At 75.0% G+C, this 19,692-nt stretch carries 16 protein-coding genes; all 16 read left to right on the top strand.

What is annotated here, in order from left to right:
- The coding region (locus ACFWU6_RS31865) for an SDR family NAD(P)-dependent oxidoreductase (RefSeq protein ID WP_383984733.1) at positions 1-938 on the top strand (938 nt) is incomplete at its 5' end.
- A 1-nt stretch (position 939) separates the two neighbouring features.
- Positions 940-5,883: a beta-ketoacyl synthase N-terminal-like domain-containing protein gene (locus ACFWU6_RS31860; RefSeq protein WP_383984730.1), complete on the top strand. Its 4,944-nt coding sequence runs from the start codon at positions 940-942 to the stop codon at positions 5,881-5,883.
- 125 nt (positions 5,884-6,008) lie between these two features.
- Positions 6,009-6,263 (top strand): acyl carrier protein, encoded by a 255-nt coding sequence (locus ACFWU6_RS31855; RefSeq protein WP_383804608.1) that lies wholly within the window; start codon positions 6,009-6,011, stop codon positions 6,261-6,263.
- A gap of 3 nt (positions 6,264-6,266) precedes the next feature.
- Positions 6,267-7,100 (top strand): alpha/beta fold hydrolase, encoded by an 834-nt coding sequence (locus ACFWU6_RS31850; RefSeq protein ID WP_383804597.1) that lies wholly within the window; start codon positions 6,267-6,269, stop codon positions 7,098-7,100.
- The gene (locus ACFWU6_RS31845; protein ID WP_383984727.1) at positions 7,097-8,329 is read left to right on the top strand and encodes a glycosyltransferase; all 1,233 of its coding nucleotides are present in this window, start codon (positions 7,097-7,099) and stop codon (positions 8,327-8,329) included. Before ACFWU6_RS31850 ends, ACFWU6_RS31845 begins: the two co-directional genes overlap by 4 nt.
- Positions 8,326-9,399, top strand: a complete 1,074-nt coding sequence (locus tag ACFWU6_RS31840) for a class I SAM-dependent methyltransferase (RefSeq protein ID WP_383984724.1) — start codon at positions 8,326-8,328, stop codon at positions 9,397-9,399. Before ACFWU6_RS31845 ends, ACFWU6_RS31840 begins: the two co-directional genes overlap by 4 nt.
- A 62-nt stretch (positions 9,400-9,461) precedes the next feature.
- Entirely contained in the window at positions 9,462-10,307 is an 846-nt protein-coding gene (locus ACFWU6_RS31835; protein WP_383984721.1) for a hypothetical protein, read from the top strand.
- A gap of 91 nt (positions 10,308-10,398) precedes the next feature.
- Positions 10,399-11,286 (top strand): NAD-dependent protein deacetylase, encoded by an 888-nt coding sequence (locus ACFWU6_RS31830; protein WP_383804590.1) that lies wholly within the window; start codon positions 10,399-10,401, stop codon positions 11,284-11,286.
- 145 nt (positions 11,287-11,431) lie between these two features.
- Positions 11,432-12,079 carry a hypothetical protein gene (locus tag ACFWU6_RS31825; RefSeq protein WP_383804588.1) on the top strand — a complete coding sequence of 216 codons (648 nt, stop codon included), beginning with the start codon at positions 11,432-11,434 and terminating at the stop codon, positions 12,077-12,079.
- Between the two features lie 129 nt (positions 12,080-12,208).
- Positions 12,209-12,877 (top strand): HEAT repeat domain-containing protein, encoded by a 669-nt coding sequence (locus tag ACFWU6_RS31820; RefSeq protein WP_383804606.1) that lies wholly within the window; start codon positions 12,209-12,211, stop codon positions 12,875-12,877.
- Positions 12,878-12,883: 6 nt separating this feature from the next.
- Complete coding sequence (locus ACFWU6_RS31815; protein WP_383804586.1) at positions 12,884-13,894, top strand: HEAT repeat domain-containing protein; 1,011 nt, start codon at positions 12,884-12,886, stop codon at positions 13,892-13,894.
- Between the two features lie 155 nt (positions 13,895-14,049).
- Positions 14,050-14,436 carry a VOC family protein gene (locus tag ACFWU6_RS31810; RefSeq protein ID WP_383984718.1) on the top strand — a complete coding sequence of 129 codons (387 nt, stop codon included), beginning with the start codon at positions 14,050-14,052 and terminating at the stop codon, positions 14,434-14,436.
- A 263-nt stretch (positions 14,437-14,699) separates the two neighbouring features.
- Positions 14,700-16,889 (top strand): catalase/peroxidase HPI, encoded by a 2,190-nt coding sequence (katG, locus tag ACFWU6_RS31805; RefSeq protein ID WP_383984715.1) that lies wholly within the window; start codon positions 14,700-14,702, stop codon positions 16,887-16,889.
- A 242-nt stretch (positions 16,890-17,131) separates the two neighbouring features.
- Positions 17,132-17,605: a hemerythrin domain-containing protein gene (locus tag ACFWU6_RS31800; protein ID WP_383804604.1), complete on the top strand. Its 474-nt coding sequence runs from the start codon at positions 17,132-17,134 to the stop codon at positions 17,603-17,605.
- Positions 17,606-17,745: 140 nt separating this feature from the next.
- A complete protein-coding gene (locus tag ACFWU6_RS31795) occupies positions 17,746-18,957 on the top strand; it encodes a lycopene cyclase family protein (protein WP_383984712.1) in 1,212 nt (403 codons plus the stop codon).
- A 9-nt stretch (positions 18,958-18,966) separates the two neighbouring features.
- The gene (locus ACFWU6_RS31790) at positions 18,967-19,677 is read left to right on the top strand and encodes a class I SAM-dependent methyltransferase (RefSeq protein WP_383984710.1); all 711 of its coding nucleotides are present in this window, start codon (positions 18,967-18,969) and stop codon (positions 19,675-19,677) included.
- Positions 19,678-19,692 lie beyond the last annotated feature (15 nt).

The following is a 19,692-nucleotide window of genomic DNA, read 5'->3' as shown; positions in this document are numbered from 1 at the left end:
AGCTGACCCCGGCGCCGCTCGGCGCCCTCGGCGCCACGGGGGCGGGGCCGGCGGGCGAGGGCGCCGCCGAGGCGGCGGCCCTGGGTCTGGACCGGGAGAGCGTCGTGGTCGTCGTCGGCGGCGCCCGCGGGATCACCGCCCGTTGCGTGGGCGCTCTCGCGACCGCCTCCCGGTGCCGGCTCGAACTCCTCGGACGCACCCCGGCGCCGGACGGGCCCGAGGACCCGGAGACCGCCGGCGCTCCGGACCGGGCGGCCCTGCGGGCCGTGCTCGCGGGCACCGGCCGCTACGGCTCCCCCGCCGAGGTCGACCGCGCCGCCGACCTGGTCCTCGCGCGGCGCGAGGTGACCGCGACGCTGGACGCACTGCGCGCCGCGGGCAGCCGGGCGCGCTACCGCAGCGTGGACTGCCGGGAGGCGCCCTCCGTGCTCCAGGCGGTCAAGGAGATCCACGCCGAGCACGGCCGCATCGACGGGGTGGTGCACGCCGCCGGGATCATCGAGGACCGGCTGATGGAGGAGAAGTCGGTCGCGTCGTTTGAGCAGGTCTACGGCACCAAGACCGAGAGCGCGACAGCACTGCTCGGCGCGCTGGACCAGCTTCCCCGACCGCCGTCCTTCACCGTGCTGTTCGGCAGCATCGCCGCCGTACTCGGCAACCGCGGCCAGGCGGACTACGCGGCGGCCAACGACGCGCTGGACACGCTCGGCGCCGCCTGGGCCGCGCGGACCGGCCAGCGCGCGCTGACCGTCCACTGGGGTCCGTGGGCGCCGTCCGAGGGCCACACCGGCATGGTCGGCCCCGAGCTTGCCCGGCACTACGCGCAGCGGGGGGTCACGCTCATCGACCCCGAGGAGGGCGCCCTGGCGCTGCTGCGGGAACTCGCCTGGGGCGAGGAGGCGGTCAGCTCGGTCGTCCACACCGCCTCGGAGTGGTGAGATGGCCTTTCCCGCCCACGGGGGCGCCCTCCCCGCCCAGGGGGGCGCCGCCCACGTCCCCGTCGCCATCACCGGCATGGCGGTACTGCTGCCCGGCGCGCCCGACCTGGCGACGTACTGGCACAACCTCACCGCCGGGGTCGACGTGATCGGCGACGTGCCGCCGGGACGTTGGGACAGCGACTACTACCACCCGGGCAGCGCCTCGGAACCCGCCGTGGCCGACCGGGTCTACTGCCGCCGCGGCGGCTTCGTCGACGCCGTCGCGGAAGTCGACGTCACCCGGTTCGGCATCATGCCGCAGTCGGTGCCCGGCACCGAACCGGACCAGCTGATCGCACTGCACGTCGCCGCGAGCGCCCTCGCGGACGCCGGCGGCACGGAGCGGCTGCCCGACCGCGACCGGGTCGGGATCGTGCTCGGCCGAGGCGGCTACCTCACACCGGGGCTGGTCCGGCTCGACCAGCGCGTCCGTACGGCGCGGCAGCTCGTACGCACGCTCGGCGACCTCGTACCCGGCCTGGACGCCGGGCAACTGGAGCGCGTACGGGCGGCGTTCACCGACCGCCTCGGACCGGGCCGGCCGGAGGACGCCATCGGTCTGGTGCCGAACCTCGCCGCGTCCCGGGTCGCCAACCGCCTCGATCTGCGCGGCCCGGCCTACACCGTCGACGCCGCGTGCGCCTCGTCGCTGCTCGCCGTGGACCAGGCGGTGGCCGCACTCGCCTCCGGGCGCTGCGACGTGATGCTGGCCGGGGGCGTGCACCACTGCCACGACATCACGTTGTGGAGCGTCTTCTCGCAGTTGCGCGCGCTCTCCCCCAGCGAGCGCATCCGGCCCTTCCACCGGGGCGCCGACGGCATCCTGATCGGCGAGGGCACCGGTGTGGTGGTCCTCAAGCGCCTCGCCGACGCCGAGCGCGACGGCGACCGCGTGTACGCCGTCATCCGGGGGACCGGCGTCAGCAGCGACGGCCGTGCCTCGGGCCTGGTCAATCCCGACCCCGCCGGGCAGACCAGGGCGGTCCGAGCGGCCTGGCGGGCTGCCGGCCTCGACCCTGCCGAGCCGGACTCCCTCGGGCTGCTGGAAGCCCACGGCACCGCGACCCCCGCCGGCGACGCCGCCGAACTGGCCACGCTCAGGGAGGTGTTCGGGCCACCGGGGCCGACCGGGGCCGATTGCGCCGACCGGCCGGTGATCGGCTCGGTGAAGTCCATGATCGGGCACGCCATGCCCGCCGCCGGCATCGCGGGACTGGTCAAGGCCGCCCTCGCCGTCCACCACGCCACGCTGCTGCCGACCCTGCACTGCGAGGACCCGCACCCGGCGCTCGCCGCCACCCGCTTCCGCCCGCTGACCGAGGCGGCCCCCTGGGTCAGCGGCTCCGGGACGCCGCGCCGGGCCGCCGTGAACGCGTTCGGCTTCGGCGGCATCAACGCGCACGTCGTCCTGGAACAGGCGCCCCCCGCCACCGGCGGCCCCTCCCCCGCGGCGCCCCCCACCGTCCCGGCCGCCCGCCGGGCCGCGGTCGGCGAGGGCGAACGGGTGCTGCTCCTGAGCGCGGCGACGCCCGAGGCGCTCGGCGCCCTGCTGGACGCCCCCGACCCGCGGACGGCACCCGGCGCCCCCGCCGCCGGACCCGTACGGCTGGGCATCGTCGACCCCACGCCCAAGCGCCTCGCGCTGGCCCGCCGCGTCGTCGCCAAGGGTGAGGCCTGGCACGGGCGGGGCGACCTCTGGTTCACCCCCCGTCCGCTGCTCGGCGGCGGGCGGCCGGGCCGGATCGCGTTCCTCTTCCCCGGCCTGGAAGGGGAGTTCTCGCCCCGGGTCGACGACGTCGCCGACCACTTCGGGCTGCCCCGGCCACCGCTGGGGGCGCCGCACGCCGACGGCACGGTACGGGAGCCCGGCGGCGGCCTCGGTCGGCACGGGCTCGGCGTCGTGGCCGTCGGACGCCTGCTCGACACGGCCCTGCGCCGCATCGGCGTCGTCCCCGACGCCGTCGCCGGGCACAGCGTCGGCGAATGGACCGCCATGGCCGTCGGCGGGCTGTACGAGGAGACGGCCGTCGACGCCTTCATGGCCGGGCTCGACCCCGAGGCGGTACGGGCCGCCGACCTCGCGTATGCCGCCGTGGGCGCCCACGCGGACCGGGTCACCCGTCTCCTGGCCGACGGCGGACACCCGTCCGTCGTCCTCTCCCACGACAACGCCCCGAGCCAGTCGATGGTGTGCGGGCCGCCGCCGGACGTGGAGGCGTTCGCGGCCGCGCTGCGCGCGGAGGGGGTCCTCGTACGCGTCCTGCCGTTCCGGTCCGGCTTCCACACCCCCATGTTCGAAGCGTGCCTGGGGCCCTTCAAAGCAGCCGCCGACGGGATGCGGCTGCGGACCCCGCACGTCCCCGTCTGGTCCGGGACCACGGCGGCGCCCTTCCCCGCGGACGAGGCCGCCGTCCGCGCCCTGTTCGTCCGCCACCTCCTCGAACCGGTGCGCTTCCGCGCCCTTACCGAGGCCCTGTACGGCGCCGGCTTCCGCGCCTTCGTGCAGGTCGGTCCGGGGCAGCTCGGCTCCCTCGTCGGTGACACCCTGGCCGGGCACGACCACATGGTCGTCGCCGCCAACTCCCCGCACCGCAGCGGCTTGGCGCAGCTCCGGCGGGTGGCCGCCGCGTTGTGGACGGCCGGGGCGGAGACCGGCCCGCACCTGCTGGACGCGCCCGGCTCCGGCTCCGTCGCCCTCCCGCCGCCCGCGCCCGGGCCGGTCCCCTCCACGGACGCGGGCCGGGGGCGCGTGCGCCTCGACCTGGGGAGCGCCCTGGTGGACCTGCCGCCGGACCCGGCACTCGTGACCGCGCTGACCGGCGATCCGGCCGCCGCCCTCGCCCCGGCCGCGTCCGCGTCACCGGTGGCGGCCGAACTGACGGCCCTGCTGCGCGAGACCGCGCAGACGGCCGCGACCCTGATCGCGGCGGCGGGCGCCCCCCGGCCGACCGGCACGGCACGCCGTGCGGTGCCGCCGGGCGCGCAGGGGTCGCAGGTGGCGCCGGTGCCGCCCGGGTCGCCCGGGTCGCCGATGCCGCCGGTGCCGCCCGGGTCGCCGATACCGCTCGGGTCGCAGGTGCCGCAGGTAGCGCAGATACCGCTCGGGTCGCCGGTGCCGCAGGGGTCGCACCGGCCGCCTGCCCCCGGGTCCGCGGGGCTGACATCCGCGCGAACCGTGCGAACCGGGCCGCCCGCGCCACCCGCACCGCTCGCCGCGGGCCCCGCGGGCTCCGGCGGGGTCGTCCACCACGAGAGCGTACGGGTCGGCGTGGACCGGATGCCGTACCTGCTCGACCACTGCTTCTTCCCGCAGCGCGCCGGCTGGCCCGATGTCGCCGACCGGTGGCCCGTGGTGCCCGCCACCACCATCGTGGCGCACCTGATGGCGGCCGCCGAGCGCTCCGCTCCCGGCAGCGTGGCCGTGGCCGTGCACGACGCGTGCTTCGACCGGTGGCTCACGGCCGCCGACCCCGTGGACGTGCCCGTCACCGTGACGCGGCGGGGGCCGGACCGCGTGGCGGTGTCGTTCGGCGCCGACGCCCGCGCGGTGGTGGAGCTGGCGGACCGCCACCCCAGGCCGCCCGCCGCTCCGGAGCCTCCCGACCCCGGCTCGGAGCGCGTCCCCGCGCACACCGCGGAGCAGGTCTACCGCGAGCGGTGGATGTTCCACGGCCCGTCGTACCGGGGCATGGCCCGGCTGTCCGCGATCGGCGACCGGCACGTCCGCGCCACGCTGACCACCCCGCCCGCGCCGGGGGCCCTGCTGGACAACGTGGGCCAGGTACTCGGCTACTGGATCATGGCGACGCACCAGGACCGCACTGTGGTCTTCCCGGTGCGGATGCGGCACATGCGCTTCCACGGCCCGCACCCGGCCCCGGGCACGCCGGTGGAGTGCGTGATCCGGATCGTGTCCCTGACGGACACGGTGCTGGAGGCGGACGCGGTGCTCACCGTCTCCGGCCGGGTGTGGGCGCAGCTCACCGGCTGGCAGGACCGACGCTTCGACAACGACCCCCACACCCGGCCCGTCGAGCGGTTCCCGGACCGCAACACCCTCTCCGCCGCCCGTCCCGGCGGCTGGTCGCTGGTGTACGAACGCTGGCCCGACCTCGCCTCGCGGGAGCTGATCATGCGCAACGCGCTGGGCGGACCGGAGCGCACGACGTACGCCGAGCGGCCGCCCCGGGGCCGCCGGCAGTGGCTGCTCGGCCGGATCGCGGCCAAGGACGCCGTGCGCCGCCTGCTCTGGGAGGACGGCGAGGGCCCCGTCTACCCCGCCGAGCTCCTCGTCGGCAACGACGCGTCGGGCCGGCCGTACGTCACCGGGCGCCACGGCCGGGAGCTCCCGCCGCTGGAGGTGTCGATCGCCCACCGCGCCGAGGCGGGCGTCGCCCTCGCGCGGTACCGGTCCCCGGACGCGGGCGGGGCTCCCGGCACAGGACCGGGCGGCCCGGGCATCGGCATCGACATCGAGGAGGTCGCCGAGCCGGCCGAGGCGACCGCCGCCACCGCGCTCTCGTCGGCCGAGCGGGAACTGCTGGCTGCCCGGCAGGCAGCCGGCGAGGACCCGCCGGGGCTGTGGTTCACGCGCTTCTGGGCCGCGAAGGAGGCCGTCGCGAAGGCCGAGGGCACCGGTTTCGGCGGCCGGCCGCGCGACTTCGAGGTGACCTGCGCGGGGGCGGACCGGCTGACCGTGGCCGTACGCCCGTACGGCACGTCCGATACGGGCCGTGCCTCCGGCGGGACGGCCCTGCCCGCCCGTACGTACCGGGTGACGTGCGAGCAGGTCGCCAATCCGCCCGGACTGCCGCCGCGCGCGTACGTCGTGGCCTGGACCACCGGCCCGGACCCTGATCAGCCGGGGGCGGGCGCCATCCGTGACGAAAGGGACCAGACGTGACCACCACCCGGCCCACCGGCTCCGCACCGACCGGCTCCGCGTCCGCAGGCTCCGTGCCCGCAGGCTCCGTGCCCTCCGGTTCCGTACCCTCCGACGAGGCAGCGGTCCTCGCCGAACTGACGGCCATGATCGAACGGGTCCTGGGCGAGTACGGACTCGACGACACCGAGATCGGGATGGAGACCCGGTTCGGCCGCGACCTCGAACTGGAGAGCATCGACCTGGTGACGCTCGCCGGTCTGCTGGAGGAGCGCTACGGCCGCCTGGTCAACTTCGCCGAGTTCGTGGCCTCCATGGAGCTGGAGGAGATCATCGAGCTCAGCGTGGGCCGGCTCGTCGAGCACGTCTGCCTGTGCCTGAAGGCCGCAGGACGGGACTGAGCCATGGCGATCGTCGACACCGGCGACGTCCGGCTGCACGTCCAGCGCCTGGCGGCCCGCCCGACCGCCGCCGGAGCGGCTCCGCTCGGCACCGTCGTACTGCTCCACGGCCTGCTCACCGACAGCCTCGCCAGCTACTACTTCACCGTCGCCCCGGCCTTCGCGGCGGCCGGCCTCGACGTGGTCATGTACGACCACCGGGGCCACGGCCGCAGCGGACGGCCGCAACGTGGCTACACGCTCGGGGCGTTCGTCGACGACCTGGACGCGCTCCTGGACCGGCTCGGCGTCCGCACCCCCGTGCACCTGGTGGGGAACTCCTACGGCGGGACGGTCGCGTTCGGCCACGCACTGCGCCGGCCGGAGCGGGTGGCCGGCATGGTGGTGATCGAGTCGGAACCGGCGACCGCGGCCTGGGCGGCCAAGCTCGCCGGGCTGCTGGAGCGGGTCCGCCACGAGATGAGCGTCAACGAGGACGCCGCCCTCGACTGGATCGCCGCCCACCACGGCGGCCACACCGCCCGGTTGGCGAAGTCCGCCGGGCGGCTCGTCCGCGACACCACCCTCGCCCGGGACATCCCGGCGAGCGCGGTGCTGGGCGACGACGACATCCGTGCGATCCGCTGCCCGGTCCTCGCCCTCTACGGCGCCGACTCCGACCTGGCCGCGCAGGCGCCCGGCATGCGGGCGCTCCTGCCCCACTGCGTGACCGAGCTGCTGCCCGGCCACCGGCACTCGGTCCTGGTGGAGGCGCCCGGCCGGGTGCGCGATCTCGTCCTGGACTGGATCGGCCGGCACTCCCGGCCGTCCGTGGCGGCCCGGGCGGGTGTCCGGTGAGCCGCTTCCTCTTCGTGGTGCCGCCCCTGGTCGGACACATCAACCCGGCCGTGGGGGTCGCGGCCGCGCTCGCCGCCCGGGGCCACCGGGTGGCGTGGGCGGGCGAGCCCGGTCTCGTACGCCGCCTCGCGGGGCGGGACGCTACCGTCCACCCGTGCCCGCCGCCCGGGGCGGGTCTCGGCGCGGGGACGGCGCGGGACGCGGTTCGGCCCGCGGAGATGCGCGGGCCGGAGGCGCTGCGGTTCCTGTGGGAGCGCTTCCTCGTCCCGCTCGCCGAGGCGATGGCCCCCGGCGTCCGGCAGGCGGTCGACGCGTTCCGCCCGGACGTGGTCGTCGCCGACCAGCAGGCGCTGGCCGGCGCCCTCGTCGCCGAGGACCTGCGGTTGAAGTGGGCCACCTCTGCGACGACCTCGGCCGAGTTCACGGACGCCCTGGCGTCCATGCCCCGGGTCGCCGCGTGGAACGAGGCCCTGCTGCGCGACCTGCGCGCCCGGATCGGCGATCCGGCGGGGAGCGGCGACCCCCGCTTCTCCCCCCACCTCGTCCTCGCCTTCAGCACGCCGGAGCTGGCGGGTCCAGCCGTACGGGGCGGCGACCGGGTGCGCTGGGTCGGGCCTTCCCTGACGGCCCGCCCCGCCGGCGCCTTCCCCTGGGAGCGGCTGGATCCGGGACGCGCGCTGGTCCTGGTCACCCTGGGCACGGCCAACACCGACGTGGGGGCGCGCTTCCTGGACCGGGCGGCGCGGGCACTGCGGGACCGGGCCGCCCGGGTGCAGGCCGTCGTCGTCGACCCGGAGGGCACGCTCGGCGGCGCCGACGCCGGAGCGGTTACCGGTTCCGGTCGCGGCGCCGGGGACCGGGATGTCATCGCCTTGCCCGCCGTCCCCCAGCTGGAGCTGCTCGCCCGCGCCGACGCCGTCGTCTGCCACGGGGGCCACAACACCGTGTGCGAGGCGCTCTGGCACGGCGTCCCCCTGGTGGTCGCGCCCATCCGCGACGACCAGCCGGTGGTCGCCGCGCAGGTCGCGGGCGCCGGGGCGGCCGTACGGATCCGCTTCGGACGGGCCGGCGCCGACACGATCGGCGCGGCCGTCGACACCGTCCTGGACGACCCCGGCCCCCGGGCCGCCGCCCGTACGATCGCGCGGGCCTTCCGCAGCGCCGGCGGCGCCCCCGCAGCCGCCCGCCACCTGGAACGACTGGCCGACGACCGCAAGGAGGAGGCATGAGTTCCGCATCCCGCACGGCCCGGACGCTCCGGGTGGCCGCGCTGCGCGCCGCCTACCGGGAGGAGCTGGCCGAGGGCACGGCCGTCTTCTTCGGCCCGCGCGCCCGCGCGTGCCCCTGGTGCGGCTCCGGCCGGATCGGCGGGCACCTGCGCACCACGGACCTCTTCCAGCACAAGCCGGGCGTCTTCGCCCTCGACCGCTGCCACGACTGCGGGCACCTCTTCCAGAACCCCCGGCTGAACGAGCGCGGGCTCGCCTTCTACTACCGCGACTTCTACGACGGCCTCGGCGAGGAGCGGCTCGGCGGCGTGTTCGGCGGACGCACCGCGTCCTACCGCTCCCGGGCGGAGTCGGTACGGCCGCACCTGGCGGGAGCCGCCGAGTGGCTGGACGTCGGTACCGGGCACGGCCACTTCTGCGAGAGCGCCCGTGCCGTGCTCCCGGCGGTGGCCTTCGACGGGTTGGACCGCTCCGACGGCGCGGAGCTCGCCGAGCGGGCCGGCCGGGTGCGCCGGGGCCGCCGGGGGACGTTCCCCGAGCTGGCCGAACGGCTGCCCGGCTCGTACGACGTGGTGAGCATGTTCCACTACCTGGAGCACTGCACCGACCCGCAGGGCGAACTGGAAGCCGCCCGCACCGTGCTGCGGCCGGGCGGGCTGCTGGTGATCGACGTACCGGATCCCGAGAGCCGCTTCGCACGCTTGCTGGGCCGGTGGTGGCTGCCCTGGCTCCAGCCGCAGCACCTGCACCTCGCGCCGGCGGCCAACCTGCGCCGACGGCTGGCCGAGAGCGGCTTCACGGTCCTGGCCGAGGAACACGCGCAGGCGCACGACGCGGTCGACCTCGTGGCCGCGGCGTGGGTCGCGCTGGACGCGGTCGCCCCGCGGGAGGACCTGCCGTGGCTGTCCGCGCCGCCCGGGGCCTGGCGCCGGGCACTGCGCACCGCGGTGCTGCTCGCGGGGGTACCGCTGCTGCTGGCGGCGACCGCGCTGGACCGGCTGGTCGCGGGTCCCCTGGCGGGCCGGCTCCGGCTCACGAACGCGTACCGCCTGATCGCCAGGCGGGGGTAACGAGTACGTCACGTTTGCCGCAGTCCGCGGAGCCGCCGGGAGGGACTGACGATCATGTGACCATGACAGGTACGTGGCGGGACCGTGCGCCCTCCGCCTTACGGCTGGGTGGGTCAAGTGTCGCTTCCGCCGGGCTGGTTGCCCTCGCGCTCTTCCGGGTCGCGGACGCGCCGATCACGTCGCGCTCCGCCGGCGCGGCAGTCGCCGTGGCTGCCCTGCTCCCCTTTCTCCTGCTCGTGGGCCGGCACGCGGAGAGGGTGAGGAGGGCCGGACCCGACGACTACTGGCTGGGTCTTCGGGCCAAGTTCACCGACGAGAAGCAGCGGATGGACCGGCTCTCCGCGATGGATCCGCTCTCCGTCGACGCCTACCTGGCGCAGCTGGACCGGGAATCGGGACCGGACCAGGAGGATCCGGACGAACGCACACGGCGCCTGGACAGGGCCCGGAGGGAGAAGGCGCGGCAGGACGCGGCGCAGCGCCACCGGGAGCTCAGTCTGGACCTCAACCTGAGGCAGGCGGTGAGCATCGTGCGGGAGGCGGAAGGACTCCAGCGGGAAGCGCTGGCCCGGATGCGGTTCGGTGCGGACGCGCGGCAGGTCCTGCTCCTCCTGGGGCTCTCGCTCATTCTCTTCGTGCTCTCCTACCACGCCACGGCTCACGTCTTCGAGCAGATCAGCGTCGGGCGGCTCACCCCGGCCGACGCCGCCCAGGTCGTGACAGCCGTCGGAGGGGCACCCGCCGCGGTCGTGCTCGGGATCTATGGCGTACTCAAGGGAACCGCCCTGGTGATGCACGCCTGGGCGGACGTCGTACGGGCACGGGCCGGCCTCCCCCCTGCCGCATCGGCGGAGGACGGCGGCCAGCCCGGAGGCGGTGCGGGGGCGGGAGCGGGCCCCGGGGCGTGAGCGGGTGCGGGCGTCTTCCACGGGGGCGGCCCGCGGCCACGTCCGCCACGACGGCGCGCCGCCGCGCCGTGTGGTTCCGTACGCTGGCGGCATGCGCATGCGCCCCACACTGACCTGGACGCCCACCGGGGACCCGCTGCCCGGGACCACGGATTCGGAGCCAGTCGCCGATGCGCTGAGGGCCGGCGGTGTGCTGGTGCTCAGCGGAGCGGGCATGTCCACGGAATCGGGCATCCCCGACTACCGGGGCGAGGGCGGGAGCCTGAGCCGGCACACCCCGATGACCTACCAGGAGTTCACCGCCAGTGCTCGGGCGCGGCGCCGGTACTGGGCGCGCAGCCACCTCGGCTGGCGCACGTTCGGCCGGGCCCGGCCCAACGCCGGGCACCGGGCGGTGGCTGCGTTCGGGCGCCGCGGTGTGCTCTCCGGCGTGATCACCCAGAACGTCGACGGCCTGCACCAGGCCGCGGGCAGCGAGGGCGTGGTGGAACTCCACGGGAGCCTGGGCCGGGTCGTGTGCCTCTCGTGCGGAGCCGCCGGCTCGCGCCGGGAGCTGGCCCGGCGGCTGGAGGAGGCCAATGCGGGCTTCCAGCCGGTGGCCGCGGGACTGAACCCGGACGGTGACGCGGACCTCACCGAGGGACAGGTGGGGGACTTCCGCGTGGTGCCCTGCTCGGACTGCGGCGGCGTCCTCAAACCGGACGTGGTGTTCTTCGGCGAAGCCGTTCCGCCCCGGCGGGTCGAGGAGTGCCGCGCCCTGGTCGGGGCGGCGACCTCGCTGCTGGTGCTGGGCTCCTCCCTGACGGTGATGTCCGGACTCCGCTTCGTCCGCCAGGCGGCCGGGGAGGGGAAGCCCGTGGTGATCGTCAACCGTGACCCCACCCGCGGCGACCGGTACGCCGCCGCCCGGGTCGCGCTCCCCCTGGGGACGACGCTCACCACCCTGGCCGACCGGCTGGGCATCCCCCTCGAGGGCTGAGGCCTTCTCGTGGGCGGAGCCCGCGGACGTTTGCCGCCGGAGACCGGTGGAAGAGTCCCATCCGACGTACGGTCGACCGACCGGCCGAGCCCCAACGGGCGGCGCCGGCCCCCCTGGACGCCGTGACCCGAACGGGAGCCCGCCGATGCGCCTCTACGCCCAGATCCCGGCACGCCGCAACCGCCAGGTGCTGGGGGACCTGATCGCCGTGGTCCTGGTGGCCGCCGCGGTGTGGTTCGCCCTCGCCGTCCGCGAGGCGATCATGCTGCTGGCCCGGCCGGGGCGGACGGTGGAGACCTCGGGCAACAGCCTGGCCGCCGAACTCGACAAGGCCGGCGACGCCGCCTCGAAGGTGCCGCTCGTCGGCAGCCTCCTGGAGAAGCCGCTCCGGTCCGCGGCCGACGCCGGTACCGGCTTCGCCGACGCGGGCCAGTCGCTCCAGCACACCGTCGGCCAGGTCGCGACCCTGACCACGACGGCTCTGATCGTCATCCCGGTGGCCTTCGTCCTGCTGCTGTGGCTCCCCCCGCGCCTGCGGTGGATCCGGCGCAGCGCCACCACCGGGCGCCTCCTCGACGCGCCCGGCGGCGCCGACCTGCTCGCCCTGCGCGCCCTCACCGGCCCGCTGAGCGATCTGGCCACCGTCCCCGTCCCTCCGGGCGGTCTCGCCGATGCCTGGCGACGCGGGGACCGGCACGTCATCGCCGGCCTCTCCGAGCTCGCGCTCCGCCAGGCCGGCCTGCGGCCCGGACGGGCGGCGGAGCGGGACGACGGCGGGATGACGGCGGGATGACGCAGCGCCCGGTGCCCGGGAGGAACGCGCCGCGACGTCCCCGCCCCCTCCCCGACCCGTTGCCGGCCCCACCCCGCTTGACCTTGCCACGGTGACAAGGTCTTCACTGTGGCCGAGGAGGCAATCTTGATGATCATGCCGGAACAGGACACGGATGCGCTGCGAGCCCTTCGGGAGCTGGAGGACGGTCGCTCGTCGGTGCGGCTGCGGGCCGCGCTGGCGGCCGGCGCCGCCGCCGACCCGCGGTTCGTCGACCCGCTCGTGGAGCGGTGCGCGATCGAACCCGACTTCTACGTGCGCGACATGCTCACCTGGGCGCTCACCCGCCAGCCCGCGTCGGTGACGGTCCCGAAGCTCGTGGGGGAAGTCCGCTCGCAACGTGCGCAGGCACGGAGCCAGGCGCTGCACACACTGTCCAAGATCGGTGATCGACGGGCGTGGCCGGCCATCACCGACACGCTGCTGTCCGACGCCGACGACGAGGTGGCGCGGAGCGCTTGGCGCGCGGCGGTCGTGCTCGTGCCCGAGGGCGAGGAGCCCGCACTGGCCGCGGCGTTGTCGTCGCAGCTCGGGCGCGGCGACCGGGAGACGCAGTTGAGCCTCAGCCGGGCGCTGGTCGAGCTGGGCGAGGCGGCGGCGCCGGTTCTGCGCGCCGCGATGACGAATCCCGACCCAGGGGTGCACGCGCACGCGGTCGCCACGGAGTGGCTGTTGCGCGACCCTGATGCGGGAGCCGGGTTCGCGATCGAGGAGGCGAAGCGCGTCGTGGCCCTGGGCCACACCGTGCGGGAAGGATGACGGTCCGTGTTGATCGGTGAGGTGGCGCGTCGTTCCGGGGTCAGCGCCCGCATGCTCAGGCACTACGACTCGCTCGGCCTGGTGCGGCCGACGGGGCGTAGCGGCGCCGGGTACCGGGAGTACGGCGGCGAGGACATCCGGCGGATCTTCCACATCGAGAGCCTCCGGTCGCTGGGGCTGTCGCTGCGCGACGTGGGGCGGGCGCTGGATGACCCCGGCTTCACCCCCTCGGGGCTCGTCGACGACCTCATCCGCCAGACGCGTGAACGCATCGCGGGCGAGACGGAGCTGCTCACCCGGCTCCTAAGCATCGACGCCGCGGAGCCCGCCGGCTGGGAGGACGTCCTCCAGGTCGTCACGCTCCTCCAGGCGTTGGGTTCGAAGAGCCCTGAGACGCGCCAGCGGGCGGCCCTGTCCTCGGTCGCGGAAGATCCGGTGCCGGTGGAAGCACTGGTCGAGGCGGCGCTGAACGAGACGGACGCGAACGTCGCCGGCGCCCTCCGATGGGCTCTGGAGCGATCGGGCGATGCCGGATTGGCGCGGCTGGCGGAGGGCCTCGCCTCGCGCGCGGCCGAGGTGCGCGAACGCGCCGTCCGGTCCATCGCCGAGATTCCGGGCGGTGGGGCGACCGCGTTGCTGCGGGAGTCCCTGGCGCACCCCGACGCCGCGGTCCGCAGGTGTGCGGCCCTGGCGCTCGGGGCGCGCGGGGCGGCCGACGCGGTCCCGGCGCTCATCGAGATGGTCGTCGAGGGGTGGAACGACGTCGACGCGGCGGATGCGCTGGGGGCGCTGGCGGCTGGGCCGGACCCGGCGCTGGCGGACCGGATCGCCACCGGGCTCGTCGGGAGCCTCGGCCGCGCCGGCCTCGAACCGGCCGCCCGGCGACGGCTGGCACAGGCGCTCGCGGATGTCCCGGGGGTGACGACGTCGCGTGCCCTCGAAGAGCTGTCGCACGACGAGGACCGCGGCGTCGCCCTGACCGCGGCCTACGTCCTCGGGATGCGCGGCGCCGCGTAGCGGATCAGGGGGCTTCCGCGGACGGCGCCGCCCTCCCTCCCCGGCCCGGGGCCGCTCCCCCGGGGATTTTCCGCTTCGGCGGCGGGGGGCGGAGGCCGGACCGTACAGTCGTCGGGCGCCCTGGAGCCGTGCGAGATGACAGGAGTTCAGAAGCCGTGCCGAACCGCTGGGTCGGAGTGACCGTCGACTGCGTCGACGTGGAACGGGTGTCCGCATTCTGGAGCAGGCTCCTGGACCGCCCGCCGGGGCCTTCCCGGCCGGGCTGGGTCTACCTCGGCGGTCCCGGAGACCCGCAGCCCCGCCTGGTCTTCCAGCCCGCGACGGAGCCCAAGCGGGGCAAGGTACGCCTCCACCTCGACGTCGCGGTCGACGACATCGACCGGGGCATGGCCGAGGTCGTCGCCCTGGGAGGCCGGTTCACCGGTGAGCGGCACGACCACGACGGGGGTGTGGTCGTCGTGATGACCGATCCGGAGGAGCACGAGTTCTGCCTGGTCCAGTACGACGGACAGCCGTCCGGCGCCGGGCCGGAAGGACGGTAGGGATCGCGGCTGCGTGTTGGACGCCGGCGCTCTGCGTGTTCCCGCGACGGTGGGCTGTCCGGTGCGCGACCATACGGACGCGCCGACCCACGCTCCACCACCGGCGTCGTTCGTGAGGACGGATCCCCGTCGGCCGCCGGCGCCGAAGCGACCGCCGCGGGCGCCGTCGGGTGCCGGTCCGTGGTGGCACCGCACGCTGTGAGCGCGGGCCCCGGCGTCACGGTCGAGCAGCCAGCAACAGCGACACAGGAAGAAGGTCAGACGTGTCCGGCAGCGACAGCGAGAACCCGGTAATCCCCGCCCCGACCCCCACAGCCACCCGCCCCAGGTCGAATCGGGACTGGTGGCCCAATCAGCTGGACCTGCAGGTTCTCCACCAGCACTCCCCGCTGGCGGACCCGATGGGCGAGAGCTACAGCTACGCGGAGGAGTTCGCGACCCTGGACGTCGACGCGCTCAAGCGCGACGTCTTCGAGGTGATGACGGACTCGCAGGACTGGTGGCCCGCCGACTACGGCCACTACGGACCGCTGTTCATCCGGATGAGCTGGCACTCCGCCGGGACGTACCGCATCGCCGACGGCCGGGGCGGCGGCGGGGCGGGCGCTCAGCGCTTCGCTCCCCTGAACAGCTGGCCGGACAACGCGAGTCTCGACAAGGCGCGCCGTCTGCTCTGGCCGGTCAAGCAGAAGTACGGCCGGAAGATCTCATGGGCCGACCTCCTGGTGTTCGCCGGCAACTGCGCCATGGAGTCCATGGGCTTCAAGACGTTCGGGTTCGCCTTCGGGCGGCAGGACATCTGGGAGCCCGAGGAGATCTTCTGGGGACCCGAGGACGCGTGGCTCGGGGACGAGCGCTACAGCGGCGACAGGGAGCTCACCGGTCCCTTCGGAGCCGTGCAGATGGGGCTGATCTACGTCAATCCGGAGGGGCCCAACGGCAACCCGGATCCGCTGGCCGCCGCCAGGGACATTCGCGAGACGTTCGGACGCATGGCGATGAACGACGAGGAGACGGCCGCGCTCATCATCGGCGGCCACACGTTCGGAAAGTGCCACGGTGCGGTCGGCGCCGAATACATCGGCCCTGAGCCCGAGGCGTGTCCCGTCGAGCAGCAGGCCCTGGGCTGGCGGAACACGTACGGCAGCGGCAAGGGCGTCGACGCGCTCACCAGCGGGTTGGAGGGCGCATGGACCTCCGAGCCGACGAAGTGGGACAACGGGTACCTGGACAACCTGTTCGGGTACGAATGGGAGCTGACGACGAGCCCCGCCGGGGCGAAGCAGTGGACCCCCACGGACCCGTCGGCCCGGGGCACCGTGCCGGATGCCCACGATCCGTCGAGGAAGCACGCTCCCATGATGCTGACGACGGACCTCGCGCTGCGCGTCGATCCGGTCTACGGGCCGATCGCGAAGAGCTTCCACGAGAACCCGGACAAGCTCGCGGATGCGTTCGCGAAGGCCTGGTACAAGCTGCTGCACCGCGACATGGGCCCGCTCTCGCGCTACCTCGGCCCGTGGGTCCCCGAGCCGCAGCTGTGGCAGGACCCCGTCCCCGCGGTCGACCACGAGCTGGTCTCGGGCGAGGACGTCGACGCGCTCAAGAGCAGGATCCTCGCGTCCGGGCTTTCCGTCTCGCAGCTGGCCACCACCGCTTGGTCGTCGGCGGCGAGCTTCCGCGGCACCGACAAGCGCGGCGGGGCCAACGGGGCACGGATCCGACTCGCGCCGCAGAAGGACTGGGAGGTCAACAACGCGCCCGAGGTGGCCGAGGCGCTGCGGACCCTGGATCGGATCCGACAGGACTTCGACCGCGAACAGTCCGGCGGAAGGAGGATCTCGCTCGCCGACCTGATCGTCCTGGGCGGGTGTGCGGCCGTCGAGCAAGCCGCGAGGAACGCCGGGCACGACGTGGTGGTCCCGTTCGCACCGGGGCGTACGGACGCCTCGCAGGAGCAGACCGACGTGGAGACCTTCGCCGTGCTCGAACCGAGGGCGGACGGGTTCCGCAACTACCTCAAGGACGGTGAGAAGTTGTCACCGGAGACCCTCCTGCTGGACCGTGCCAACCTGTTGACCCTGACCGCGCCCGAGATGACGGTTCTGGTCGGCGGGATGCGGGCGTTGAACACGAGCTTCGGGCAGGTCCCGCACGGCGTGTTCACCGAGCGCCCGGAGGCGTTGACCAACGACTTCTTCGTCAACCTGCTCGACATGGGCACGGAGTGGAAGGCGTCGGACTCCGCGGAGAACGTGTTCGAGGGCCGGGACCGGACCACCGGCGAGGTCAAGTGGACGGCCACCGCGGTCGACCTCGTCTTCGGTTCCCACGCCCAGCTCCGCGCCGTCTCGGAGGTCTACGCCTCCCGCGACGGGGAGGAGAAGTTCGTGCGTGACTTCGTGGCCGCCTGGGACAAGGTGATGAACCTCGACAGGTTCGACCTCGTCTGAGCCCGGTGCCCCGGTCGGCCGTGCGGCGGCCGACCGGCGGCCGACGGCCCGTCCGCGGTCGCCGGCCCCCGCGGCCCTCGCGGTCGCCGCCCCGGCCCGGCCCGGCCCGGCGTACGGCGTAGGCCCGGTCACTCGTCCGGGCCAACCGCGGGCAGCGCGGAGTCTACCCGTCCGCCGGCGGGGTACACGGCGTCGGGGTGGCGGACCGCGCCGCCCCCTGTGTCGATGCCGAGGAGGCGCTGGTGGACGGGATCGTGCTGCTCAAGGAAGACCACAAGACGGTCGAGAAGCTGTTCAAGCAGTTCGAGAAGGCCGGAGACGAGGACCACGCCGAGAAGCGGAGGATCGCCGACCAGGTGATCGACGAGCTCACCACCCACACCTGGATCGAGGAGAAGATCTTCTACCCGGCGGCGCGCGAGGCCGCCCCCGACACCAAGGACCACGTCCTGGAAAGCGTCGAGGAGCACCACGTCGTGCTGTGGATGCTGTCCGAACTCAAGGACCTCGACCCGAAGGACGAGCGGTTCGACGCCAAGATGAGCGTCCTCATGGAGAACGTCCGCCACCACGTCGAGGAGGAGGAGAAGGAGTGGTTCCCCGAGGTCCGCAAGGCCATGGGCCGCAACCGCCTCACCGAACTCGGCGAGCGGATGGAGCAGGCGAAGAAGAGCGCTCCGGACGAGCCCCTCGCCGTCCCCAGCGCCAGGCAGTAGCCCCGGGACCCGGCGGGGAGGACCACCACGCCGGCCGACGCCGACCGAACTGCTCCGTCGTACGCGGCACATGAGGCTGCATCCGCCGGGGGCCCCGGCGGGGAAGACGGACGGTAGGCGCGACGGGCGGAGGCCGAAGGGTGAGCTGGGACGCTGATGTGACCGTGGTCGGGGCCGGGGCGGCCGGGCTGTCCCTCGCGGTGAGCCTCGCGCAGCCCCTCCCCAGCGGTGGGCCGGCGCCGCGCGTGGTCGTGGTCGAGGCCCCGCCCGGGCCGCTGCGTCCGCCTGCCCGGACCTGGTGCTACTGGGAGGCGGGCGCCGGCCCCTACGACGCGATGCTGTCCGCGAGCTGGGACCGGCTGCGGCTGTACGCTCCGGACGGCGCGGTGGTCGACCGTCCGCTGGCGCCCATGCGGTACAAGATGCTGAGGTCGGACCGGTTCGAGGCGGCCATGGCCGGCCGGCTCGGCGCGTACGGGGTAGACGTGCGCCGGATGACGGTGGAGTCGGCGCACGACACCGACGGCGGTGCGGTGGTCCGGGGCCGCGACGCGTCGGGGGCGCCCTGCGTGGTCCGGTCCGGGCTGGTCTTCGACTCGCGCCCGCCGCGGCGGCTCCCCGCCGCACGGACCACGCTGCTCCAGCACTTCCGGGGGTGGTTCGTGCGGACCGCCCGGCCGGCCTTCGACCCCGGTGCGGCGACCCTGATGGACTTCCGCCTCCCCCAGCCGCACCGCGGGCTCGCCTTCGGCTACGTACTTCCGCTGAGCCGGCACGACGCACTGGTCGAGTACACGGAGTTCTCGCGCGCCGCCCTGAGCGGGGCGGCGTACGACCGGGCCCTGCACCGGTACTGCACGTCGGTCCTGGGCCTCGGCGACTACGCGGTGCGGGAGAGCGAACAAGGGGTGATCCCGATGAGCGACGGCGCCTACCCCCGGCGCCACGGGCGCCGCGTGTACGTCATCGGCGCCGCGGGCGGGGCGACCCGGCCGGCCACGGGCTACACCTTCTCGGCGATCCAGCGCCAGAGCCGCCACCTCGCCGAGGCGGTCCGCGCGGGCCGCTCGCCCGCCCGGACGCCGGCCGTGCACGGGCGCAGAGCGCGGACGATGGACGCGGTGCTGCTGCGCGCGCTGGACACCGGGCGGGTCGACGGCGGGGCCTTCTTCACCCACCTCTTCTCGACCGTCCCGACCGAGCGGGTCCTGCGCTTCCTGGACGGCGCGACGTCGCCCCGGGAGGACTTCGGCATCGGTCTGCGCACGCCCGTCCTGCCCATGCTGCGCTCGCTCCTGGAACTGCCCCTGCTCCGCCGATCCGTCCCGGCCGCGGGGCCGGGACGACGCTGAAAGGCTGTCATGTCACTGCTGCGCGACGACGTCCTGTCCGTTGCCTTCGACCGTGCCGCTCCCCGGTACGACCTGCTCGTCGGGGCCAGTCCCGGCTACCACGGACACCTGCGCCGCTCGGCCCGCCGACTGGGCCTGCCGGACGCGGGCCGCGGCGCCCGCGTCCTGGACCTGGGCTGCGGCACCGGCGCCTCCACGGCGGCGCTGCTGTCCGCCGCGGGTAGGGCCCGCATCACCGGGGTCGACGCCTCCCGCGGCATGCTGGAGCGGGCCGCGGCCAAGAAGTGGCCCGTCGGCGTCGATTTCGTCCGGGCGTCGGCCGACCGGCTCGCCGAGGCGGGCGTCAGCGGGCCCTTCGACGCCGTCTTCGCCGCCTACCTCTTCCGCAACGTGCCCGATCCCGACCGGACGCTGGCCTCGGTGCGCTCCGTGATGGCGCCGGGCGCGCGCATCGCCGTGCACGAGTACGCCCTCAGCGGGAAGCCGGTGCACCGGGCGCTGTGGACGGCGGTGTGCCGGGCGGTGATCATGCCGCTGGGCCGGATGGGCGGGGACGACGGGCTGTACGCGCACCTGTGGCACAGCGTGCTCGGCTTCGACACCGCGGCGGAGTTCGCCGCGCGGATGCGCGCCGCCGGCTTCACGGACCTACGGGTGCTGCCGCTGCCGGGGTGGCAGACGGGGATCACGCACACCTTCGTCGGACGGGTCCCCGCGTGAGCGGCGCCCGCCCGG

The organism is Streptomyces sp. NPDC058674, assembly GCF_042716505.1.
Taxonomy (GTDB): domain Bacteria; phylum Actinomycetota; class Actinomycetes; order Streptomycetales; family Streptomycetaceae; genus Streptomyces.
The sequence above is the reverse complement of the archived record's forward strand: the minus strand, read 5'-3'. Positions and strand labels throughout refer to the sequence as shown.

What these genes read in the sequence shown, in the direction of transcription:
- ACFWU6_RS31860 (WP_383984730.1), top strand. Translation starts at nt 940, where the DNA reads ATGGCCTTTCCCGCCCACGGGGGCGCCCTCCCCGCCCAGGGGGGCGCC.
- ACFWU6_RS31835 (WP_383984721.1), top strand. Translation starts at nt 9,462, where the DNA reads ATGACAGGTACGTGGCGGGACCGTGCGCCCTCCGCCTTACGGCTGGGT.
- ACFWU6_RS31790 (WP_383984710.1), top strand. Translation starts at nt 18,967, where the DNA reads ATGTCACTGCTGCGCGACGACGTCCTGTCCGTTGCCTTCGACCGTGCC.
- ACFWU6_RS31820 (WP_383804606.1), top strand. Translation starts at nt 12,209, where the DNA reads ATGATCATGCCGGAACAGGACACGGATGCGCTGCGAGCCCTTCGGGAG.
- ACFWU6_RS31830 (WP_383804590.1), top strand. Translation starts at nt 10,399, where the DNA reads ATGCGCATGCGCCCCACACTGACCTGGACGCCCACCGGGGACCCGCTG.
- ACFWU6_RS31840 (WP_383984724.1), top strand. Translation starts at nt 8,326, where the DNA reads ATGAGTTCCGCATCCCGCACGGCCCGGACGCTCCGGGTGGCCGCGCTG.
- ACFWU6_RS31850 (WP_383804597.1), top strand. Translation starts at nt 6,267, where the DNA reads ATGGCGATCGTCGACACCGGCGACGTCCGGCTGCACGTCCAGCGCCTG.
- ACFWU6_RS31855 (WP_383804608.1), top strand. Translation starts at nt 6,009, where the DNA reads ATGATCGAACGGGTCCTGGGCGAGTACGGACTCGACGACACCGAGATC.
- ACFWU6_RS31825 (WP_383804588.1), top strand. Translation starts at nt 11,432, where the DNA reads ATGCGCCTCTACGCCCAGATCCCGGCACGCCGCAACCGCCAGGTGCTG.